20 protein-coding genes and 1 tRNA gene are annotated in these 17,355 nt (G+C 70.6%); 15 read left to right on the top strand and 6 right to left on the bottom strand.

All coding sequences use genetic code 11. The annotated features are described in order from the left end of the window. Positions 1-29: 29 nt before the first annotated feature. From VFV67_RS27475 to VFV67_RS27465, 3 genes are read left to right on the top strand one after another with little or no spacing between them, the layout of a single operon-like run. Complete coding sequence (locus VFV67_RS27475) at positions 30-1,022, top strand: sugar ABC transporter permease (RefSeq protein WP_326473550.1); 993 nt, start codon at positions 30-32, stop codon at positions 1,020-1,022. Next, on the top strand, positions 1,019-1,897 hold the full coding sequence (locus VFV67_RS27470; protein WP_326473549.1) for a carbohydrate ABC transporter permease: 879 nt from the start codon (positions 1,019-1,021) through the stop codon (positions 1,895-1,897). The genes VFV67_RS27475 and VFV67_RS27470 overlap by 4 nt, the downstream gene beginning before the upstream one ends. 12 nt (positions 1,898-1,909) lie before the next feature. Continuing rightward, positions 1,910-3,325: a GH1 family beta-glucosidase gene (locus VFV67_RS27465; protein WP_326473612.1), complete on the top strand. Its 1,416-nt coding sequence runs from the start codon at positions 1,910-1,912 to the stop codon at positions 3,323-3,325. Between the two features lie 49 nt (positions 3,326-3,374). Here VFV67_RS27465 and VFV67_RS27460 read toward each other — a convergent pair whose 3' ends face one another. The 3 genes from VFV67_RS27460 to VFV67_RS27450 are packed head-to-tail and all read right to left on the bottom strand — an operon-like array spanning position 3,375 to position 4,496. Next, positions 3,375-3,791: a Fur family transcriptional regulator gene (locus VFV67_RS27460; RefSeq protein WP_326473548.1), complete on the bottom strand. Its 417-nt coding sequence runs from the start codon at positions 3,789-3,791 to the stop codon at positions 3,375-3,377. After that, positions 3,788-4,159, bottom strand: a complete 372-nt coding sequence (locus VFV67_RS27455) for an ArsR/SmtB family transcription factor (protein WP_414636356.1) — start codon at positions 4,157-4,159, stop codon at positions 3,788-3,790. The genes VFV67_RS27460 and VFV67_RS27455 overlap by 4 nt, the downstream gene beginning before the upstream one ends. Before the next feature lie 52 nt (positions 4,160-4,211). Further along, entirely contained in the window at positions 4,212-4,496 is a 285-nt protein-coding gene (locus VFV67_RS27450; RefSeq protein WP_326473547.1) for a DUF6703 family protein, read from the bottom strand. Between the two features lie 103 nt (positions 4,497-4,599). On the opposite strand from VFV67_RS27450, the gene VFV67_RS27445 reads away from it, so the two are divergent. From VFV67_RS27445 to VFV67_RS27420, 6 genes are read left to right on the top strand one after another with little or no spacing between them, the layout of a single operon-like run. Further along, on the top strand, positions 4,600-5,985 hold the full coding sequence (locus VFV67_RS27445) for a glycine--tRNA ligase (RefSeq protein WP_326473546.1): 1,386 nt from the start codon (positions 4,600-4,602) through the stop codon (positions 5,983-5,985). A gap of 38 nt (positions 5,986-6,023) precedes the next feature. Next, entirely contained in the window at positions 6,024-6,656 is a 633-nt protein-coding gene (locus VFV67_RS27440; protein WP_326473545.1) for a YdcF family protein, read from the top strand. 35 nt (positions 6,657-6,691) lie between these two features. Then, the gene (locus VFV67_RS27435) at positions 6,692-7,960 is read left to right on the top strand and encodes a deoxyguanosinetriphosphate triphosphohydrolase (RefSeq protein WP_326473610.1); all 1,269 of its coding nucleotides are present in this window, start codon (positions 6,692-6,694) and stop codon (positions 7,958-7,960) included. A gap of 20 nt (positions 7,961-7,980) precedes the next feature. Beyond that, positions 7,981-8,232: a hypothetical protein gene (locus tag VFV67_RS27430; protein WP_326473617.1), complete on the top strand. Its 252-nt coding sequence runs from the start codon at positions 7,981-7,983 to the stop codon at positions 8,230-8,232. Then, a complete protein-coding gene (locus VFV67_RS27425) occupies positions 8,168-9,343 on the top strand; it encodes a serpin family protein (protein ID WP_326473609.1) in 1,176 nt (391 codons plus the stop codon). The genes VFV67_RS27430 and VFV67_RS27425 overlap by 65 nt, the downstream gene beginning before the upstream one ends. 48 nt (positions 9,344-9,391) lie before the next feature. Continuing rightward, on the top strand, positions 9,392-9,988 hold the full coding sequence (locus tag VFV67_RS27420) for a carboxymuconolactone decarboxylase family protein (RefSeq protein ID WP_326473544.1): 597 nt from the start codon (positions 9,392-9,394) through the stop codon (positions 9,986-9,988). Here VFV67_RS27420 and VFV67_RS27415 read toward each other — a convergent pair. Further along, on the bottom strand, positions 9,966-10,904 hold the full coding sequence (locus tag VFV67_RS27415) for a sigma-70 family RNA polymerase sigma factor (protein ID WP_414636361.1): 939 nt from the start codon (positions 10,902-10,904) through the stop codon (positions 9,966-9,968). The genes VFV67_RS27420 and VFV67_RS27415 overlap by 23 nt on opposite strands. A gap of 16 nt (positions 10,905-10,920) precedes the next feature. Here VFV67_RS27415 and dnaG point away from each other — a divergent pair, with 16 nt between their 5' ends. The 3 genes from dnaG to VFV67_RS27400 all read left to right on the top strand — a co-directional run bounded on the left by dnaG (position 10,921) and on the right by VFV67_RS27400 (position 14,218). Beyond that, the gene (gene dnaG, locus VFV67_RS27410; RefSeq protein WP_326473542.1) at positions 10,921-12,825 is read left to right on the top strand and encodes a DNA primase; all 1,905 of its coding nucleotides are present in this window, start codon (positions 10,921-10,923) and stop codon (positions 12,823-12,825) included. Between the two features lie 61 nt (positions 12,826-12,886). Beyond that, positions 12,887-13,408 (top strand): hypothetical protein, encoded by a 522-nt coding sequence (locus tag VFV67_RS27405; protein ID WP_326473541.1) that lies wholly within the window; start codon positions 12,887-12,889, stop codon positions 13,406-13,408. A gap of 42 nt (positions 13,409-13,450) precedes the next feature. Beyond that, positions 13,451-14,218, top strand: a complete 768-nt coding sequence (locus VFV67_RS27400; RefSeq protein WP_326473540.1) for a trans-aconitate 2-methyltransferase — start codon at positions 13,451-13,453, stop codon at positions 14,216-14,218. Here the strand turns inward: VFV67_RS27400 and VFV67_RS27395 are convergent. Beyond that, positions 14,215-14,448, bottom strand: coding sequence for a hypothetical protein (locus tag VFV67_RS27395; RefSeq protein WP_326473539.1), 234 nt, complete (start codon positions 14,446-14,448; stop codon positions 14,215-14,217). The two genes, VFV67_RS27400 and VFV67_RS27395, sit on opposite strands and share 4 nt — an antisense overlap. 104 nt (positions 14,449-14,552) lie before the next feature. Between VFV67_RS27395 and VFV67_RS27390 the strand changes: the two genes are divergently transcribed. The 3 genes from VFV67_RS27390 (at position 14,553) to VFV67_RS27380 (ending at position 16,610) form a co-directional block, all read left to right on the top strand. Continuing rightward, positions 14,553-14,625, top strand: a tRNA-Asn gene (locus tag VFV67_RS27390). Between the two features lie 494 nt (positions 14,626-15,119). After that, the gene (locus tag VFV67_RS27385; RefSeq protein ID WP_326473538.1) at positions 15,120-15,854 is read left to right on the top strand and encodes a helix-turn-helix transcriptional regulator; all 735 of its coding nucleotides are present in this window, start codon (positions 15,120-15,122) and stop codon (positions 15,852-15,854) included. A 147-nt stretch (positions 15,855-16,001) separates the two neighbouring features. Further along, positions 16,002-16,610: an RICIN domain-containing protein gene (locus VFV67_RS27380; protein WP_326473537.1), complete on the top strand. Its 609-nt coding sequence runs from the start codon at positions 16,002-16,004 to the stop codon at positions 16,608-16,610. A gap of 71 nt (positions 16,611-16,681) precedes the next feature. Here the strand turns inward: VFV67_RS27380 and VFV67_RS27375 are convergent, their stop codons facing one another. Continuing rightward, the gene (locus tag VFV67_RS27375; protein WP_326473536.1) at positions 16,682-17,293 is read right to left on the bottom strand and encodes a TetR/AcrR family transcriptional regulator; all 612 of its coding nucleotides are present in this window, start codon (positions 17,291-17,293) and stop codon (positions 16,682-16,684) included. Positions 17,294-17,355 lie beyond the last annotated feature (62 nt).

Below are 17,355 nucleotides of genomic sequence, written 5' to 3'. Positions count from 1 at the left end.
GCCACGCACGCACGCCCTGAGGGAGTGGCATGTCGGAAACGATTGCCAGACCGGTGTCGCCACCGGCATCGCCGGCGCCCCCGAGACCGCCCACCAAGCTCACCCTGCGGCAGCGGTTGAGCATCGCGGACGTCAAGATCGCTCCGTGGCTCTACATCTCGCCGTTCTTCATCCTCTTCGCCATCACCGGGCTGTTCCCGCTGCTGTTCACGGCCTACGTGTCGTTGTTCGACTGGGAACTGCTCGACGAGACCGGCACGTTCATCGGGCTGGAGAACTACACGGAGCTGTTCGGTGACGCGCAGTTCTGGAACTCGCTGGTCAACACGATCAGCATCTTCCTGCTCTCCAGCATCCCCCAGGTCATCATCGCGGTGCTGCTCGCCGCGCTGCTGAACACCAACCTGCGGGCCAGCACCGGGTGGCGGGTCGGCGTGCTGCTGCCGTACGTGGCCAGCCTGGTGGCGGTCGGAATCATCTTCGGCAACCTGTTCGGCGTCCAGTTCGGCCTGGTCAACAACACCCTGGAGATCCTGGGGCTGGACCCGGTCAACTGGCAGAACGACCGGTTCGCCAGCCACGTCGCCATCGCGATGATGGTGAACTGGCGGTGGACCGGATACAACACGCTGATCGTGCTGGCCGCGATGCAGGCCATACCCCGGGACCTGATCGAGGCCGCGGTGATGGACGGGGCGGGCGCCGCCCGCCGGTTCTTCAGCGTGGTGCTGCCGCTGCTGCGCCCGACGCTGATCTTCGTGGTGATCACCTCGACGATCGGCGGGTTGCAGATCTTCACCGAGCCCAAGCTGTTCTCCGAGCTGCCGGGCTCGAGCAACGGCGGAGCCCAGAACCAGTTCCAGACCGTGACGCTGTACCTGTACCAGTCCGGTTTCCAGTTCCAGGACCTGGGCTACGCCTCGGCGATCGCCTGGATGCTGTTCCTGGTGATCATCATTTTCGCGATAGCCAACTTCCTGTTGACCAGAAGGTTGGCCGCATCAGGTGAGGCGGACCGATGACCGCGCTGACAGTCCCCGACAGGCGGGCCCCGGTGCGGCGGGGGCGCCGGGGATTCGGAGACCAGCGGGCGCGGTTCTGGGTCTACGGCCTGTTGATCGCGTTCCTGCTCGGTTCGGCGTTCCCGATCTACTGGTCGTTCCTGGTGGCCAGCCGGGACTCGGGAATGCTGACCGAGCAGATTCCACCGTTGCTGCCCGGTGGGAACTTCTTCGCCAACGCCAGCCGGGTGTTCGACACGGTGCCCTTCTGGAAGGCCCTCGGCAACAGTGTGATCGTCGGCGGGGTGGTCACACTGACCACGGTCTTCTTCTCCACCCTCGCGGGGTTCGCGTTCGCCAAACTGCGGTTCCGCGGCCGCAACGGATTGTTCCTGTTCGTGGTCGCCACGCTCGCCGTGCCGACCCAGCTCGGCATCATTCCCCTCTACATCGCCATGTCCGACTTCGGCTGGACCGGAACCCTGTGGGCCGTGATGGTGCCCAACCTGGTCACCGCGGTCGGCGTGTTCTGGATGCGGCAGTACACCGCGCAGGTGCTGCCCTACGAGCTGATCGAAGCGGCCAGGGTGGACGGTTGCAGCATGATCCGCGTGTACTGGCACGTGTGCCTGCCCGCGGTTCGGCCGGCCGCCGCGTTCCTGGCCATGTTCGTGTTCATGACTTCGTGGAACGACTTCATGTGGCCCCTGATCGTGCTCAACGCCGAGAACCCGACGGTGCAGGTCGCATTGGAGAAGCTGCAGAGCGGCTACTACGTCGACTACTCGTTGGTGCTCGCCGGCACGACGCTGGCCACCATCCCGATCTTGATCATTCTGATCCTGCTCGGCCGCCAGATCGTGGCCGGGATCATGCATGGCGCCGTGAAGGGGTGAGAAGTGTCTGTAATACCAGACGAGGTCAGATCCACATCGGACGTGGAGGAAGAGGTAGCCCATAGATTCCCGCCGGGGTTCGTCTGGGGTGCTGCCACCGCGGCCTTCCAGATCGAGGGATCGACCACTGTGGACGGACGGTCGGACTCCATCTGGGACGAGTTCTGCCGCCGACCCGGGGCGGTGAAGGCCGGGGACACCGGCGATCCGGCAACCGACCACTACCGCCAGTACGAGCGGGACGTGGCGCTGATGGCCGAGCTCGGGCTCGGCGCGTACCGGTTCTCGATCGCCTGGCCGCGGGTGCGGCCGGACGGCGGTGCGGTCAACCAGCGCGGGCTGGACTTCTACGAGCGACTCGTGGATCGGTTGCTGGAGAACAACATCGCCCCGTGGGCGACGTTCTACCACTGGGATCTCCCGCAGGCGCTCGAGGAGCGCGGCGGCTGGACCAACCGGGACACCGCCTACCGGTACGCCGACTACGTCGACGCGGTGCTGCGCCGGCTCGGTGACCGGGTTCCGGTCTACACCACCTTCAACGAGCCGTGGTGCTCGGCGTTTCTGGGCTATGCCAGCGGAATCCACGCGCCCGGGCGCACCGAGCCGCGGGCCGCGGTGGCCGCCGTGCACCATCTGTTGCTGGCCCACGGTCTCGGCATGGCCGCGGTTCGCGAGCTGGCCCTGAAGGCCGACGCCGGTGTGACGCTCAACCTGTTCCCGGTGGCCGCGGCCGACCCGGACTCGCCGGCCGACCGGGAGGTCGCGCGGCTGGTGGACGGCATGCAGAACCGGATCTTCCTGGACCCGGTGCTGTGCGGTCAGTATCCGCCGGACATGGTCGAGCACCTGGCCCCGTACGGCCTGGTCGAGCTCATCAAGGAGGGCGACCTCGACCTCATCTCGGCCCCGCTCGACCTGCTCGGCGTGAACTACTACCGCGGGCACCTGGTCGCCGCCGGCGAGCCGCGGACCGGTCCGACGGACTGGATCGGCGTGGACAACGTGGACTTCCTGTCCAGCGGCATGCCGCTCACCGACAGCGGCTGGGAGGTGCAGCCGCCCGGACTGGTCGACGTGCTGGTCCGGCTGCACGAGGAGTACCCGCCGGTCGCCCTGCACATCACCGAGAACGGCGCCGCCTACCGGGACGTCATCGACGCCGACGGCACCATCAACGACCTGGACCGGATCGCGTTCCTGGACGCCCACCTGCGGGCCGCGCACACCGCCATCGAGCACGGCGTCGACCTGCGCGGCTACTTCTACTGGTCCCTGCTCGACAACTTCGAGTGGGCCGAGGGATACGCGAAGCGGTTCGGCATCGTGCACGTCGACTACACCACACAGCTGCGCACGCCCAAGCGGAGCGCCCGCTGGTATTCCAAGGTGATCGCCGACAACGGCCTGCCGCGAGCGGCCGGCTAGGTCTTCGCGGGGAACGTCACGTTCGTCGGCCGGATGGGCGTGACGTTCCTCAGGTCGTGCAACCGGCGCAGGTGCCGAACACCTCGACCGTATGGCTCACCTCGGAGAAGCCGTTCTCCGCGGCCACCCGCTCGGCCCAGCGCTCCACCGCCGGACCCTCCACCTCCACGGTCCGCCCGCAGGTGCGGCAGACCAGATGGTGGTGGTGGTGCTCCGAGCAGCGCCGGTAGACCGCCTCGCCGGAGTCGGTGCGCAGCACGTCGATCTCGCCGGCGTCGGCCAGCGACTGCAGCGTCCGGTACACCGTGGTGAGCCCGATGCCCTGGCCCCGCTTGCGCAGCTCCTCGTGCAGCTCCTGGGCGGAGCGGAAGTCGGTGGTCTGTTCGAGCAGGTCGGCGACCGCGGCGCGCTGCCGGGTCGACCGCCGGCCGGGCACCACCGGCGAGGACCGGTCGGCCGCCGTCACCGGCGGCCCTCCTCGGCGTGCGCCACCGCGTCCACGACGATGTGCGAGAGGTGCTCGTCGACCAGGCGGTAGACCACCTCGCGCCCGTGCCGCTCGCCGTGCACCACGCCGACCGCCTTGAGCACCCGCAGGTGCTGGCTGATCAGCGGCTGGGCCACGCCGAGGGCGTCCACCAACTCGTGCACGCACCGGTCCGCCGTGCGCAGTTCGAGCACGATGGCGATGCGCACCGGCGCGGCGAGCGCGCGGAGCAGGTCACCGGCGGCGGTAAGCGTGGCGGCCGGCCGGCGGGTGACCGGGGCGACCGCGGGCCGGTCCGGGGAGTGGTCGGCCGCCGGCAGCGTCTGCGAGGCGGCTTCCGAGGTCACGGTCTCTCCCGTTCGGCAGTGGTTACCGTGTTCAACAGTGTAGGGGCCGGACCTATGCCGTCAGGAACATGGACACGGTCACGGCGACCAGCACGGCCAGGATCAGCACCCGCGCGGCCCGCTGCGCCGGGGCGAGCACGCCCCAGGTGGCCGCGAGCAGCCCGCCGACGCCAAGGGCCAGCATCCCGAGCAGGACGGCGCCGAGCGCTCCCCGGACCACGACGGCGACCACGAACAGCGCGGTGACCACCAGAAACGCGGCGACCGGCGGCACCCGCGTCAGGGGCCCGTCGCCGGCGAGCAGTTTGGTCCGGCTGGAACGTCGATCTCGGGGCACGGCTTCATCCTGCTACAGACCGCACATCCCTCGATCGGGGCGTCCCGCGCGCAGGTAATCTGGCATCTTCCCCGCCACCGGTGGCCCAATTCCTGGAGAGCCCGTGCCTGCCGACCGTATCGAGACCGTAGTCAGCCTGTGCAAACGTCGTGGATTCGTCTATCCGTGCGGGGAGATCTACGGCGGGACCCGGTCGGCGTGGGACTACGGCCCGCTCGGCGTCGAGCTCAAGGAGAACATCAAGCGCGCCTGGTGGAAGTCGATGGTGCAGGGCCGCGAGGACGTGGTCGGCCTGGACTCCTCGGTGATCCTGCCGCGCCAGGTGTGGGTGGCCTCCGGGCACGTCGCCGCGTTCCACGATCCGCTGGTCGAGTGCACCTTCTGCCACCGGCGGTTCCGGTCCGACCAACTCGCCGAGGAGTTCGCCGCGCGCACCGGGACGGCGCTGGCCGAGGGCGACCTGTCCACCGTGCCGTGCCCGAACTGCGGCAACCGCGGGCAGTACACCGAGCCGCGCGAGTTCAACATGATGCTGCGCACCCATCTCGGGCCGGTGGAGACCGAGGAGGGCATGCACTACCTGCGGCCGGAGACCGCGCAGGGCATCTTCGTCAACTTCCTCAACGTGCTGACCACCTCGCGGCGCAAGCCCCCGTTCGGCATCGGGCAGATCGGCAAGTCGTTCCGCAACGAGATCACGCCGGGCAACTTCATCTTCCGCACCCGGGAGTTCGAGCAGATGGAGATGGAGTTCTTCGTCGAGCCGGGAACCGACGAGGAATGGCACCAGTACTGGATCGACGAGCGGATGCGCTGGTACGCCGATCTGGGAATCGCGAAGGACAACCTCCGGGTGTACGAGCACCCGGCGGAAAAGCTGTCGCACTATTCCAAGCGCACCGTGGACATCGAGTACCGGTTCCAGTTCGGCGGGCTGGAATGGGGCGAACTCGAAGGCATCGCGAACCGGACGGACTTCGACCTCACCACGCACTCCAACCACTCCGGCGTGGATCTGTCCTACTTCGACCAGGCGACCAACTCGCGGTACCGGCCGTTCGTGATCGAGCCGGCGGCCGGGGTGGGCCGGCCGCTGATGGCGTTCCTGCTCGACGCCTACGCCGAGGACGAGGCGCCCAACGCCAAGGGCGGGGTGGACAAGCGGGTGGTGCTGCGCCTGGACCGCCGGTTGGCCCCGGTCAAGGTGGCGGTGCTTCCGTTGTCCCGCAACGCGGACCTTTCGCCCAAGGCCCGGGACGTCGCCGCGGCGCTGCGCCGGCACTGGAACGTCGACTTCGACGACGCGGGCGCGATCGGCCGGCGCTACCGGCGGCAGGACGAGATCGGCACGCCGTTCTGCGTGACCGTCGACTTCGACACGTTGGGCGATCACGCGGTGACCGTGCGGGAGCGGGATTCGATGTCGCAGGACCGGGTATCCGTCGACGCGCTCGAGTCCTACCTGGCCGGCCAGCTGCTCGGCTGCTGAAACCGGTTGCCGCCCGCGAGATCTGCGAGGATGAGACGGTGAGGTTCGTTCGGCGACTGGTGCTCGGCGCGCTCCTGATCGGCGCGCTGGTCGTCGGCGGCACCGGCATCCGGGTCTGGCAGGTGGCCAGGGTCGACGACCGCAGCCCGGCCGACGTGGCCGTGGTGCTCGGCGCCGCGCAGTACGACGGGAAGCCGTCGAAGATCTTCGAGGCGCGGCTGCTGCACGCCAAGGAGCTGTTCGAGCAGGGCGTGGCCGGCCACATCGTCACCGGCGGCGGCCGCCAGGCCGGGGACAACTACACCGAGGCCGACGCGGGTGCCCGCTGGCTGACCGCGCACGGCGTGCCGCGGGACCGGGTGGTCGAGGTGGACGAGGGCACCGACACGCTTGGCACGCTGCGCGCCGTGGCCGAGGAGGTGCGGGCCAGGGGGTGGCGCTCGGCGGTGATCGTCAGCGACCCGTGGCACTCGCAGCGGGCCAGGACCATGGCCGCCGACGTCGGCCTGGATGCCTGGACCTCCCCGACGCACAGCGGGCCGATCGTGCAGACCCGCGAGACCCAGCTGCGCTACATCGTCCGGGAGACGGCCGCCCTGCTGTACTACCGGGCCACCAGGGCCACCGCCGAGGGCATCAGCATCACCGAGGACGTCACGGCGGACCGGTGAGCGAGTTTGCGAGCGAACCATCGGATCCGGTGAGCATGCCGAGTCCGGGGTACACCGAGCACGACAGCGCCCGGTTGGTACCCGAGCAACCCAAGTCGGCCACGCTGCCCGGCGCCTGGCGGTCCCGGCGCAGCCCGTTCGCCCGGGACCGGGCCCGGGTGCTGCACTCGGCGGCGCTGCGCCGGCTGGCCGGCAAGACCCAGGTGGTCGGGCCGGACGAGAGCTCGGAGGTCAGCGGCATCCCGCGCACCCGGCTGACCCACTCCCTCGAGGTCGCGCAGATCGGCCGGGGCATCGCCGACGAGCTGGGCGCCGACCCGGACGTGGTGGACACCGCGGGGCTGGCGCACGACATCGGGCACCCGCCGTTCGGCCACAACGGGGAGCGGGCGCTCGACGAGGTCGCGCAGTCCTGCGGCGGGTTCGAGGGCAACGCGCAGACCCTGCGGATCCTGACCCGGCTGGAGCCGAAGGCGCTCGGCGCGGACGGCCGGGAGCACGGGCTCAACCTGACCCGGGCGTCGCTGGACGCCGCCACCAAGTACCCGTGGCCGCGCCGGCCCGGCCTGGTCAAGTTCGGGGTCTACGACGACGACCGGCCGGTGTTCGACTGGCTGCGGCGGGGCGCGCCCGCGGAGCGGCGCTGCCTCGAGGCGCAGGTGATGGACTGGGCCGACGATGTCGCCTACTCGGTGCACGACGTGGAGGACGGCGTCCGCTCCGGCCGGATCTCCCTTGGCGCCCTTGCCGATCCGGCCGAGCGCGGGGCGGTCGCCGAGCTCGCCGCCAAGCACTTCTCCGGCGAACCGGTCTCGGCGTTGGAGGACGCGGCCGAGGAACTGCTGCGGCTGCCGGTGGTGGCGGAGCTGGCCGCCGCCGGCTACGACGGCTCGCTCGGCGCCCAGGTCGCGCTGAAGCGGCTGACCAGCGAGCTGGTCGGGCGGTTCGCCTCGGCCGCGGTCACCGGGACCCGGCGGGAGTACGGCGACGCGGAGCTGACCCGCTACGCCGCCGACCTGGTGGTGCCCGCCCGGGTGGCCGCCGAGGTGGCGCTGCTCAAGGCCGTGGCCCTGCGCTGGGTGATGAGCGACCCGAGCCGGCTGGTCGTGCAGGCCGGCCAGCGGGAGCTGCTGGCCGAGCTGGTCGAAGCGCTGACCCGCCGGGTGCCCGACGCGCTGGAGCCGGCGTTCCGGCCGGCCTGGCAGGTCGCCGCGGACGACGCGGCGCGGCTGCGGGTCGTCGTGGATCAGGTCGCCGCACTCACCGACGCACAGGCCGTCGCCTGGCACTCCACTTTCGTGTGACTCGTGGCACACTCGAGTGCATGGGGAGAGGTAGCAGGAAAGCGCGACGGAGTCCGAACTACGACGGGCCCGGCCGGTCCGAGCTGGGGCCGCGGCGGGATCCGGTCTACGCCGACGATGTGGATCCGTGGGGGGACGAGGACCCGGGCCCGGGCCCGGCCGGGGTGCGCGAGCCGCGTCGGCCGAAGCCGAACGGCCCGCTGTCCGCTGCCGGGGAGCTGCCGGTGCCGGAGCCGCCCACCTATCTGCGGCTCGCCGACGCCCGCCGGTGACCGATCGCACGCCCTCGAGTTCGCCTTCGCGCTGCACCGGGCCGTGGCGCCCGAACCGGCCTTGGACGTCTGCCTCGCACCGTTCTCCGTGGCCTGCGCGTTGCGGCTGGTCGCCGCCGGCGCCCGGGGGATCACCCGGGACGAACTGGTCGCCCTGCTGCTCGGCGACGTCTCCGGTGACCTCGACGCGCTCGGCCGGCTGCACGTGCGGGCCGGCCGGCTCAGCCAGTCCGATGCGGACGGCGAGCAACCGGTCCTTGCCGTGTCCGACACGCTGTGGGTCGATCGGTCGATCACGATCAACGAGTCGTTCGCCGACGAGGTCGGCTCGGTTCGGCCGGCGCCGTTCCGGGACGCGCCGGACCGGGCCCAGGAGTTGATCAACGCCGACGTCGCGAAGACCACAAGGGACCTCATCCGGGAGCTGGTCCCGCCGGGTGCCATCACCGAGGACACGGTGGCCGCGCTGGTCAACGCGCTGTACCTGAGGTGCGCGTGGCTGTACCCGTTCGCCGAGCACGCGACCCGGCCGCGACCGTTCCACACCCCGGACGGACCGGTCGACCTGCCCACCATGGAGCTGATCGAGACGGTCGAGTACGCCAGGGTCGGCCCCTGGCAGGTGGTGCGGCTGCCCGCGGCCGGCGGGGTGCGGGCGGTCGTGCTGCTGCTCGACCGCGACCTGCCGGCGGAGACGAAGCGGGCCGCCGAGGCGGAGCTGGACGGGTCGGCGTTCGAAGCGATGCTGGACACCCTGCGGCCGACCCGGGTGCGGCTGCGGCTGCCCCGGCTCCGGTTGTCCCTGAGCATCGAGCTGACCGGGGCGCTCGAACGGCTCGGGGTGCGGACGGTGTTCACCGACCGGGCCGACCTGTCCGGCATCAGCCCCGATCCGTTGGCCGTGCAGCAGGTGCTGCACGACACCGTGCTGAAGGTGGACGAACAGGGCCTCGAGGGTGCCGCGGCCACCGCGGTGATGTTCGCGCTCACCGGGATGATGCCGGTGGAGCAGCCGGTTCCGGTCGACGTCGACCGCCCGTTCCTGCTGCTCATCGAGCACGCCGCGACCGGAGTGGTCTACTTCATGGCCCGCGTTGTCACACCCCGGTGAGCCGGCCCGTCCACCGGTCGACAACCCGTCGACCAGGAGGAGACGACCATGCCGAGGATTCCCGGGATCCCCACCAGGGACGCCGGCCCGCTGCTGCGCCTGATCTACCGGTTCGCGCGGCGCCGGTTCGGCGCCGTGCCCGAGCCGGTCACCGTCTCGGCGCACCACCTGAAGCTGACCATCGCCGGCGCCCGGCACGAGTTGGCCGTGCAGCGGGCGTCGAAGTCCCTGCCGGCCAACGTCCGGGAGATCGCCGTCTACCGGGTGGCGCAGCAGGTCGGCTGCTCGTGGTGTGTTGACTTCGGCACCATGCTGCAGCGCCACGAGGGCCTGGACATCCAGCGGTTGCAACAGATCGACGCCTATCAGACCTCGCCCGCCTACTCCGCGGCGGAGCGGCTGGCGATCGGCTACGCCGACGCGATGACCGCGAACCCGATGTCGGTGACCGACGAGCAGGTCGCCGAGCTGCGCGCCGAGTTCGGCGACAAGGGCGTGCTCGAGTTGACCTACCACATCGCCCTGGAAAACCACCGGGCCCGGTTCAACAGCGCGTTGGGCATCACCGACCAGGGCTTCACCTCCGGTGCGGCGTGCCGGGTGCCGGTTCCGGCCGACGCGGCTACGGAGTCCGCACCCGAGTGAGCTTGTCCGGGTTGACGATGTCGTACATCGTCACGATCTTGCCGTCCCGGATGGCGAAGGTGCCGACCCGACGCGATATCGCCCGGTAGTCCTCCTCGCCCGGCAGGTCCGGCAGCGTGATCCCGAGATCGCCGTTGACCAGGACCGGCTGGACGGCGAGCAGCCGGTGCGGGCCGTACTGCTGGAGCAGCCCGAGCAGGAACCGGGCCATCTTGTCGGCTCCCACGATGATCCGGCGGGCGGTGGGCGCCTTGCCGTCGCTGTCGCCGATCAGCACCGCATCCGGATGCAGCAGTTCGACCACGGCGGCCAGGTCGCCGCTGGCCAGCGCCGCGGTGAACCGCTCGATCACCGCCCGCTGCTCGTCCAGCGGCACCCGCCGCGGCGGATCGGCCTCGGCCGCGGCCCGCCGGCCGCGGGATGCGTGCTGCCGGGCGGCCGCCTCGGAGACCCCGAGGGTCTCGGCGATCTCACCGAACGGCACACCGAACGCGTCGTGCAACACGAACGCCACGCGCTGTTCCGGGGTCAGCCGGTCGAGCAGCACCATGGCGGCCATCCGCACGCCCTCGTCCCGCACGACCGTCTCAAGTGGATCATCGGACACCGGTGCGCCGAACGGGGTGACCACCGGCTCGGGCAGCCACGGCCCGACGTAGCGTTCGCGTTGCACGGCCGCCGACCGCAGCCGGTCCAGGCAGATCCGGCCGACCACGGTGGTCAGCCAGGCGCGCAGGTCCCGGATCGCTTCCCGGCGCTGACCGTCCAAACCGGACAGTCGCAGCCAGGCCTCCTGCACCGCGTCCTCCGCGTCGGACAGCGTGCTGGTCAGCCGGTACGCGACGCCGATGAGGTGGGCCCGGTGCGCGGCGAACCGCTCGGCCAGTACGTCATCGCTGACGGTCACAGCAACCAGCCTAGACTTGGGCCTCGTGGCGGGACGAATCCGGGAAAGCGACATCGCGACGGTGCGCGAGCGGAACCGGATCGACGAGGTGATCGGTGAGTACGTGGCGCTGCGCCGGGCCGGCGGCGGCGCGCTGAAGGGCCTGTGCCCGTTCCACGACGAGAAGACGCCCTCGTTCAACGTGCGGGCCTCGCACGGCACGTTCCACTGCTTCGGCTGCGGCGAGGGCGGGGACGTGATCGCCTTCGTGATGAAGATCGACCACCTGAGCTTCGTGGAGGCGGTCGAGCGGCTGGCCGACCGGGTCGGCGTGGCGCTGACCTACGAGGGCGGCGGCGCCACCGTGCAGCGCGACCGCGGCACCCGGACCCGGCTGCTCGACGTGCACCGGGCCGCCGCCGAGTTCTACGCCGAACAGTTGCGCACCCCGGACGCGGCCAAGGCCAGGGAGTTCCTGACCCAGCGCGGGTTCGACGAGGCCGCGGCGACCCGGTTCGGCTGCGGCTTCGCGCCGGCCGGTTGGGACCGGCTGACCAAACACCTGCTGGGGCGAGGCTTCGAGCTGACCGAGCTGTACAAGGCGCAGGTGTCCCGGGAGGGCCGGCAGGGGCCGATCGACAAGTTCCACCGCCGGCTGCTGTGGCCGATCCGCGACCTCGGCGGGGACGTGGTCGGCTTCGGCGCCCGGCGGATCTTCGACGACGACCAGATCGAGGCCAAGTACCTCAACACCAGCGAGAGCCCGATCTACAAGAAGTCCCAGGTGCTGTTCGGGCTAGACCTGGCCAAGCGGGAGATCGCCCGGCGGCACCAGGTGGTCGTGGTCGAGGGCTACACCGACGTGATGGCCATGCACCTGGCCGGCGTGCCCACCGCGGTGGCCACCTGCGGCACCGCGTTCGGCACCGACCACATCTCGGTGCTGCGCCGGCTGCTGATGGACGACTCGTTCTTCCGCGGCGAGGTGATCTTCACCTTCGACGGGGACGAGGCCGGCCGGAAGGCGGCGATCAAGGCGTTCGAGGACGACCAGCGGTTCGCCGCGCAGACCTTCATCGCGGTCGCCCCCGGCGGGATGGACCCGTGCGAGCTGCGCCAGGCAAAGGGCGACCAGCCGGTGCGCGACCTGGTCGCCCGGCGGCAGCGGGCGATCGAGTTCTGGATCCGCGCCGAGCTCACCGAGCACGACCTGGACACCGCGGAGGGTCGGGTGGACGCGCTGCGCCGGGCGGTGCCGATGATCGCCCGGATCAAGGACGAGTCGCTGCGCGACGAGTACGCCCGGCAGCTGTCCGGCTGGGTCGGCTGGGAGGACATCCAGACCGTGGTGCGCCGGGTCCGGGAGACGGCCGGTGGCTCGCCGGTTCCGCCTCGGCGCGGCCGGCAGCCGGCCGACCCGGGCCAGGGCGCGCTGGCGGTGGACGTGGACGGGCCGCCGCGCCCGCCGCGCAACGACCCGCGGCTGTGGGTGCAGCGCGAGGCGCTCAAGGCGGCGCTGCAGGCACCGGAGCTGGCCGGGCCGTACTACGACAACTCGGTGCCCAAGGAGGCGTTCACCCACCCCGCGTACCGCGAGCTGTACGAGGCGTTGCTCGCGGTCGGCGGCACCTCGTCCGGGCTGTCCGGCCCGGCGCTGGTGGACGCGGCCGGGCGGAACTGTCCACATCAGACAGTGCGGACGCTGGTCACCGAGCTGGCGGTGGAACCGATGCACCACAAGCAGGAACCCGATTCACGCTATGTCGGCAGCCTGGTCGCCCGGTTGCTGGAGAGCGTGGTCGCCGGGCAGATCGCGGACCTGAAGTCGCGGCTGCACCGGCTGAACCCGGTCGAGGACGCCGATGACTACCGGGCGCTGTTCGGCGATCTGGTCGCGCTGGAGCAGTACCGCAAGGCACTCGGCGAGCAGGCCACCGGTGGGTTGGCGTGAGCGAGCTTGCGAGCGAACCGATGGGCGGGGTTGGCCGGCGCCGAGCTTGCGAGGCGGCGGCATGACCCGGTGGTTGCAGCGGCTGCTCTCCGGCGGGGTGCCGCCGGATTTCACCGGTGAGCTGGCCGAGGACGAGAACGTGTTGGGCCATGCGGCGGTGGCCGGCGGTGGCCGGTTGGTGGCCACCTCGCTCGGCCTGTGGGTGCCCGATGACGACGGGGTGCGTCGGATCGGCTGGCACCTGATCAGCAAGGCGACCTGGTCGGATGGCGTGCTTGCGGTGGTCGAGGCGGCCGAGCAGGAGACGGTGGGCCAGGCCGTGGTGCTGGCCGACCTGCCGCCTCGCCGGTTCGTGCTGGACCGGCCCGGCACGGTGCCCAGGACGGTCCAGGTCCGGGTGACGTCGTCGATCCGGTCCCGGCACCACCACGACCTGCCCGGCGGCGGTGCCTGGTTCGTGCAGCGCAAGGTGCCCGGGCGGGACGGCCTGCTGCTGCAGGTCCGCCCGGACCCGGGCGCCGATCGCGCGGCCCTTGGCCGGCTCGCCGCCGAGGTCGCGGAGCGGCTCCGGAGTGTAGAGTAAACCGTACGTTCGTACTGTTTACCGCTCGGTGGAGGTCGCTCCATGTGGGACCCGGACCAGTACCTGATGTTCGACGACCACCGGTCCCGCCCGTTCGACGAGTTGGTGGCCCGGATTCGCGTCGAGTCCCCGCGCCGGGTGGTGGACATCGGCTGCGGGCCCGCCCATCTCACCCAGACCCTGGCCAAACGCTGGCCCGGCGCCCGGCTCGAGGCGTTCGACTCGTCGCCGGAGATGGTCGCCGCCGCCCGGGACCGCGGCATCGCCGCCGAGGTCCGCGACGTCCGCGACTGGATCCCGGCGCCGGACACCGACGTCGCCGTGTGCAACGCCGTGCTCCAGTGGGTCCCCGACCACGGCCCGCTGCTCCGCGCCTGGGTCGACGCCCTCCCGGCCGGCGCCTGGCTCGCCTTCCAGGTCCCCGGCAACTTCGACGCCCCGTCGCACGCCCAGGTCCGCGCCCTCGCCGGCACCCCCGAATGGCGCTCGCACCTGGCCGACCTCCCCCTCCGCCCGGAGGACGCGGTGCTCGACCCGTCCGGCTACGCCGCCCTGCTCGCCGCCGCAGGCTGCGCCGTCGACGCCTGGGAAACCACCTACCTACACCGTCTGACCGGCGCCGATGCCGTCCTCGAATGGATCGCCGGCACCGCCCTGCGCCCGATCCGGTCCGCCCTGTCGGAGGACGCCTGGACCCGGTTCCGGGCCGCCCTGGCCCCGCTGCTGCGCGACGCCTACCCCCAGCGCCCGGACGGAACCACCTGGTTCCCGTTCCGCCGGGTGTTCGCCGTGGCCCGCGTCCCCGCCTAGGCCCGCTGATACCCGGTCGAGTCGGCCGTCCGCTGCCCGTTGTCCGACCCCGGCCCCTGCCCGAACCCGGTCTTCTCCCCGATCTTCGCCCGGGCGATCCCCGCCGCCCCCTGCACCGCCGGATGGTCGGCCAGCTTGCGGTACATCCGGATGATCTGCTCGTACCGCTCCCGTCCGGCCCGAGCGCCCATCACGTACCCCACCGCCGCACCCAACAGAAACGCCTTCATACGTCAACTCCCGTCCGCCGAAGCTGTCCCCTCCATCGTCCCCCACCCCGGTGGCCTCCGCCGGGTAACCCCGTCGCCCCGTGCGCTACAGTTGACCCCGCCAATCCTCCGTAGCTCAATTGGCAGAGCATTCGGCTGTTAACCGAAGGGTTGCTGGTTCGAGTCCAGCCGGGGGAGCAGTATCCGACCTGGTCACATGGCCACCACCACCGGTCCTGGTTCCGCCAGGGCAGGTGACGTTGAGGCGCTTGCGGGCCGCGATGGCGGCGGTGGCCGGTTGGAGTCCCGGCAGCGGGTTGGCGCGAGTCGCGTAGGCATCGACGAACCACGGGTCGGTGGTGCCGGTTCCGGTCTCGAATCCGGTCACGGTGACCTGTGTCAGACCCGGGTTGGGTCTGATGGCGTCGAGGACGGCGCCTTGGAGGCCGGGACCGGAGATGTGGGCTCCGCTGCTTTCAATTGATGTTCCGCGGGTATCTGTGGCGGTCATGCCGCCATTTGTGGAATAGCATTCGCCGGGTTGTTGGGTCAACTGCGTTGTCGGTGCGACCGTACGATGGGACCAGAACACCCGTGTATCCGTGACCGGATTGCCGGCTCCTGTCTGTGTGGGAGGGGATCGGTCATCGAGGGACGTGCTGAGCGCCCGCGATCTGTCTCGGGTGTTGGACGTGGTCGGTGTCCTGCACGAGGATGGGCACGACGCCGAGGTGTCGGATGCCGGTTTGGCGGCGTTGGGGCGGCTGGTCGGGTGTGACATCGCGGCCCTCAACCGGGTCGAGTATCCGCAGCGCCGGATTGTCGGCGCCGTCACCGATCCTCCGGAGCACTACGAGGTCGACAAGGCGCTGTTCGATTCGCTCGCTCACCAGCATCCGGGTTTTGCCGCGTACGAGTCCGGGCGGCTGGCGCCGGGATCTTCGGTCGCCCTGACCGACCTCGCGGAACTGAGTGCGTTGCGCCGGATACCGCTCTATGCCGACGTCTTTCGTCCACGTGGGACGGTCGACCAGTTGGTGTGTCTCGTGCGGGCGGACGGACGGCGCGGGAGCAGCCTGAGTTTCAACCGGTCGAGAGCCGGCTTTTCCGACCGGGACCGCGCGGTCGTCGAACTGGTGGCGCCGCATCTGGCCAGGGCGATGGCCTGCCGGGACCGGCTGGCCGCGGCCCGGAAGCCGGATCCGGGTCTTTCGCGGCCGGCGTGGTGGCTGGAGCTCACCCCACGGGAACGGCAGGTGGCCGAGCAGGTGTCGCGCGGCACGACCGATCGCCAGATCGCCCGGCACCTGGAGATCAGCCCCCGCACCGTGCACAAGCATCTGGAACAGATCTACCGGAAGCTTGGGCTGCCCAATCGGGCGAGCCTCATTGCACTGTCGTTCGCGCCGCCATCTTCTGGCCGGTAGATCACCACTATTCTGGAAATGTTCTACAATACTGTTCACGCTCATACGTATTAGTGCGTATTGCGGTTCAGTCGGGGGCTTGATGGACTGAATCGGCCGGCATCACGAGGGGAATGGCCGGCGCAATTCACGACAGAAAGAGATCCGATGAATCTGCAGAAGAGTAAGTATTCCAAGCGGGGCCGTCCGGCCGCGTGGGTGTCGCTGATCGCCGCCGTCCTGGCAATGGCAGCGGCATTCTTCGGGGGCGCGGGGGTGTCCAGTGCGGAGCCCGCGGCCAGCGCGGCGGGTCCGTTCTTCCAGCTGCGTCCCGCGCACGCGTCGACCAAGTGTCTGGACGTGCGCAACAACGACGGTGGGACGGCCAACGGCACGCCCATCCAGTTGTTCGACTGCCTGGGTGCTGGGCAGACCAACCAGGTGTGGCAGGCGGTCGCGGTGGGCGGGGGCTTCTTCCAGCTGCGTCCCGCGCACGCGCCGACCAAGTGCCTGGACGTGCGCAACAACAACGGCGGGACGGCCAACGGCACGCCCATCCAGTTGTTCGACTGCCTGGGGACGGGACAGGCCAACCAGCTCTGGCGGTCGGTACAGATCACCCCGATCCTCTTCCAGCTGCGACCGATGCACGCGCAGACCAAGTGCCTGGACGTGCGCAACAACGACGGTGGGACGGCCAACGGCACGCCCATCCAGCTGTTCGACTGCCTCGGCTCCGGGCAGACCAACCAGCAGTGGCGGATCGTCACCGTCTGAGCCCTGGTACATCAACGCCCGGTGGCCGGTCGTCCCGCGACGACCGGCCACCGGCCCGTCAGGCCGTCTCCTCAGCTCGTGATGATGCTGCGTTCGATGGCGGCGATGGCGAACTCGATCAGGCGGCGGGGCGGGACCCGGCCCTGCACCGACCCGCCGTGCAGCAGGTCGTCGGCGACTCCGATCAGCGCATCCCACACCCAGTGGGCCAGCGCGGGATCGTCGACCACGGTCCGGCCGCCGGCCGCGGCCGTCTCGCGCAGGGCCCGGTCCAGCGCGCGGATCGTGCGCCGGAACACCGTCGCCGAGGTCACCGCCTGTTTGCCGCGCCGCCCGCCGGCCAGCACCTTGGACTCCCACTGCTGGGCCGAGCGGCCGAACAGCCGCCACAGCTCCCGCACCTGTGGCAGCGTCGCGGTCAGCAGGCCGGGGATGCCCAGCTCGCGGTCCAGCTCGTCGAACGTGGCCCGCAGGGCGTCCAGCCGAGCCGCCATGAGCGCGACGAACACGTCCTCCTTGCCCTGGAAATACTGGTAGACGGTGCCTGAGCTGATCTTGGCGCCGTCCGCGATGGCGCGCACGGTCAGCCCTGCGTAGCCGTCCCGCTCGAGCAGGCGCTCGGCGGAGGACAGGATGTCGGCGCGGCGGGCCTTCGCGTCGCCCCAGGCGGCAGTGGTTTCCACGGGCGCAACGGTACCGCACGTTGAACAACGTTCAGAGACTATTGAACGTTGTCCAGTTTACT

It is taken from the genome of Actinophytocola sp. (assembly GCF_035762905.1).
GTDB lineage: Bacteria > Actinomycetota > Actinomycetes > Mycobacteriales > Pseudonocardiaceae > DASYTH01.
The sequence above is the reverse complement of the archived record's forward strand: the minus strand, read 5'-3'. Positions and strand labels throughout refer to the sequence as shown.

What these genes read in the sequence shown, in the direction of transcription:
- VFV67_RS27475 (WP_326473550.1), top strand. Translation starts at nt 30, where the DNA reads ATGTCGGAAACGATTGCCAGACCGGTGTCGCCACCGGCATCGCCGGCG.
- VFV67_RS27400 (WP_326473540.1), top strand. Translation starts at nt 13,451, where the DNA reads ATGTGGGACCCGGACCAGTACCTGATGTTCGACGACCACCGGTCCCGC.
- VFV67_RS27420 (WP_326473544.1), top strand. Translation starts at nt 9,392, where the DNA reads ATGCCGAGGATTCCCGGGATCCCCACCAGGGACGCCGGCCCGCTGCTG.
- VFV67_RS27405 (WP_326473541.1), top strand. Translation starts at nt 12,887, where the DNA reads ATGACCCGGTGGTTGCAGCGGCTGCTCTCCGGCGGGGTGCCGCCGGAT.
- VFV67_RS27430 (WP_326473617.1), top strand. Translation starts at nt 7,981, where the DNA reads ATGGGGAGAGGTAGCAGGAAAGCGCGACGGAGTCCGAACTACGACGGG.
- VFV67_RS27395 (WP_326473539.1), bottom strand. Translation starts at nt 14,448, where the DNA reads ATGAAGGCGTTTCTGTTGGGTGCGGCGGTGGGGTACGTGATGGGCGCT.
- VFV67_RS27470 (WP_326473549.1), top strand. Translation starts at nt 1,019, where the DNA reads ATGACCGCGCTGACAGTCCCCGACAGGCGGGCCCCGGTGCGGCGGGGG.
- VFV67_RS27435 (WP_326473610.1), top strand. Translation starts at nt 6,692, where the DNA reads ATGCCGAGTCCGGGGTACACCGAGCACGACAGCGCCCGGTTGGTACCC.
- VFV67_RS27380 (WP_326473537.1), top strand. Translation starts at nt 16,002, where the DNA reads ATGAATCTGCAGAAGAGTAAGTATTCCAAGCGGGGCCGTCCGGCCGCG.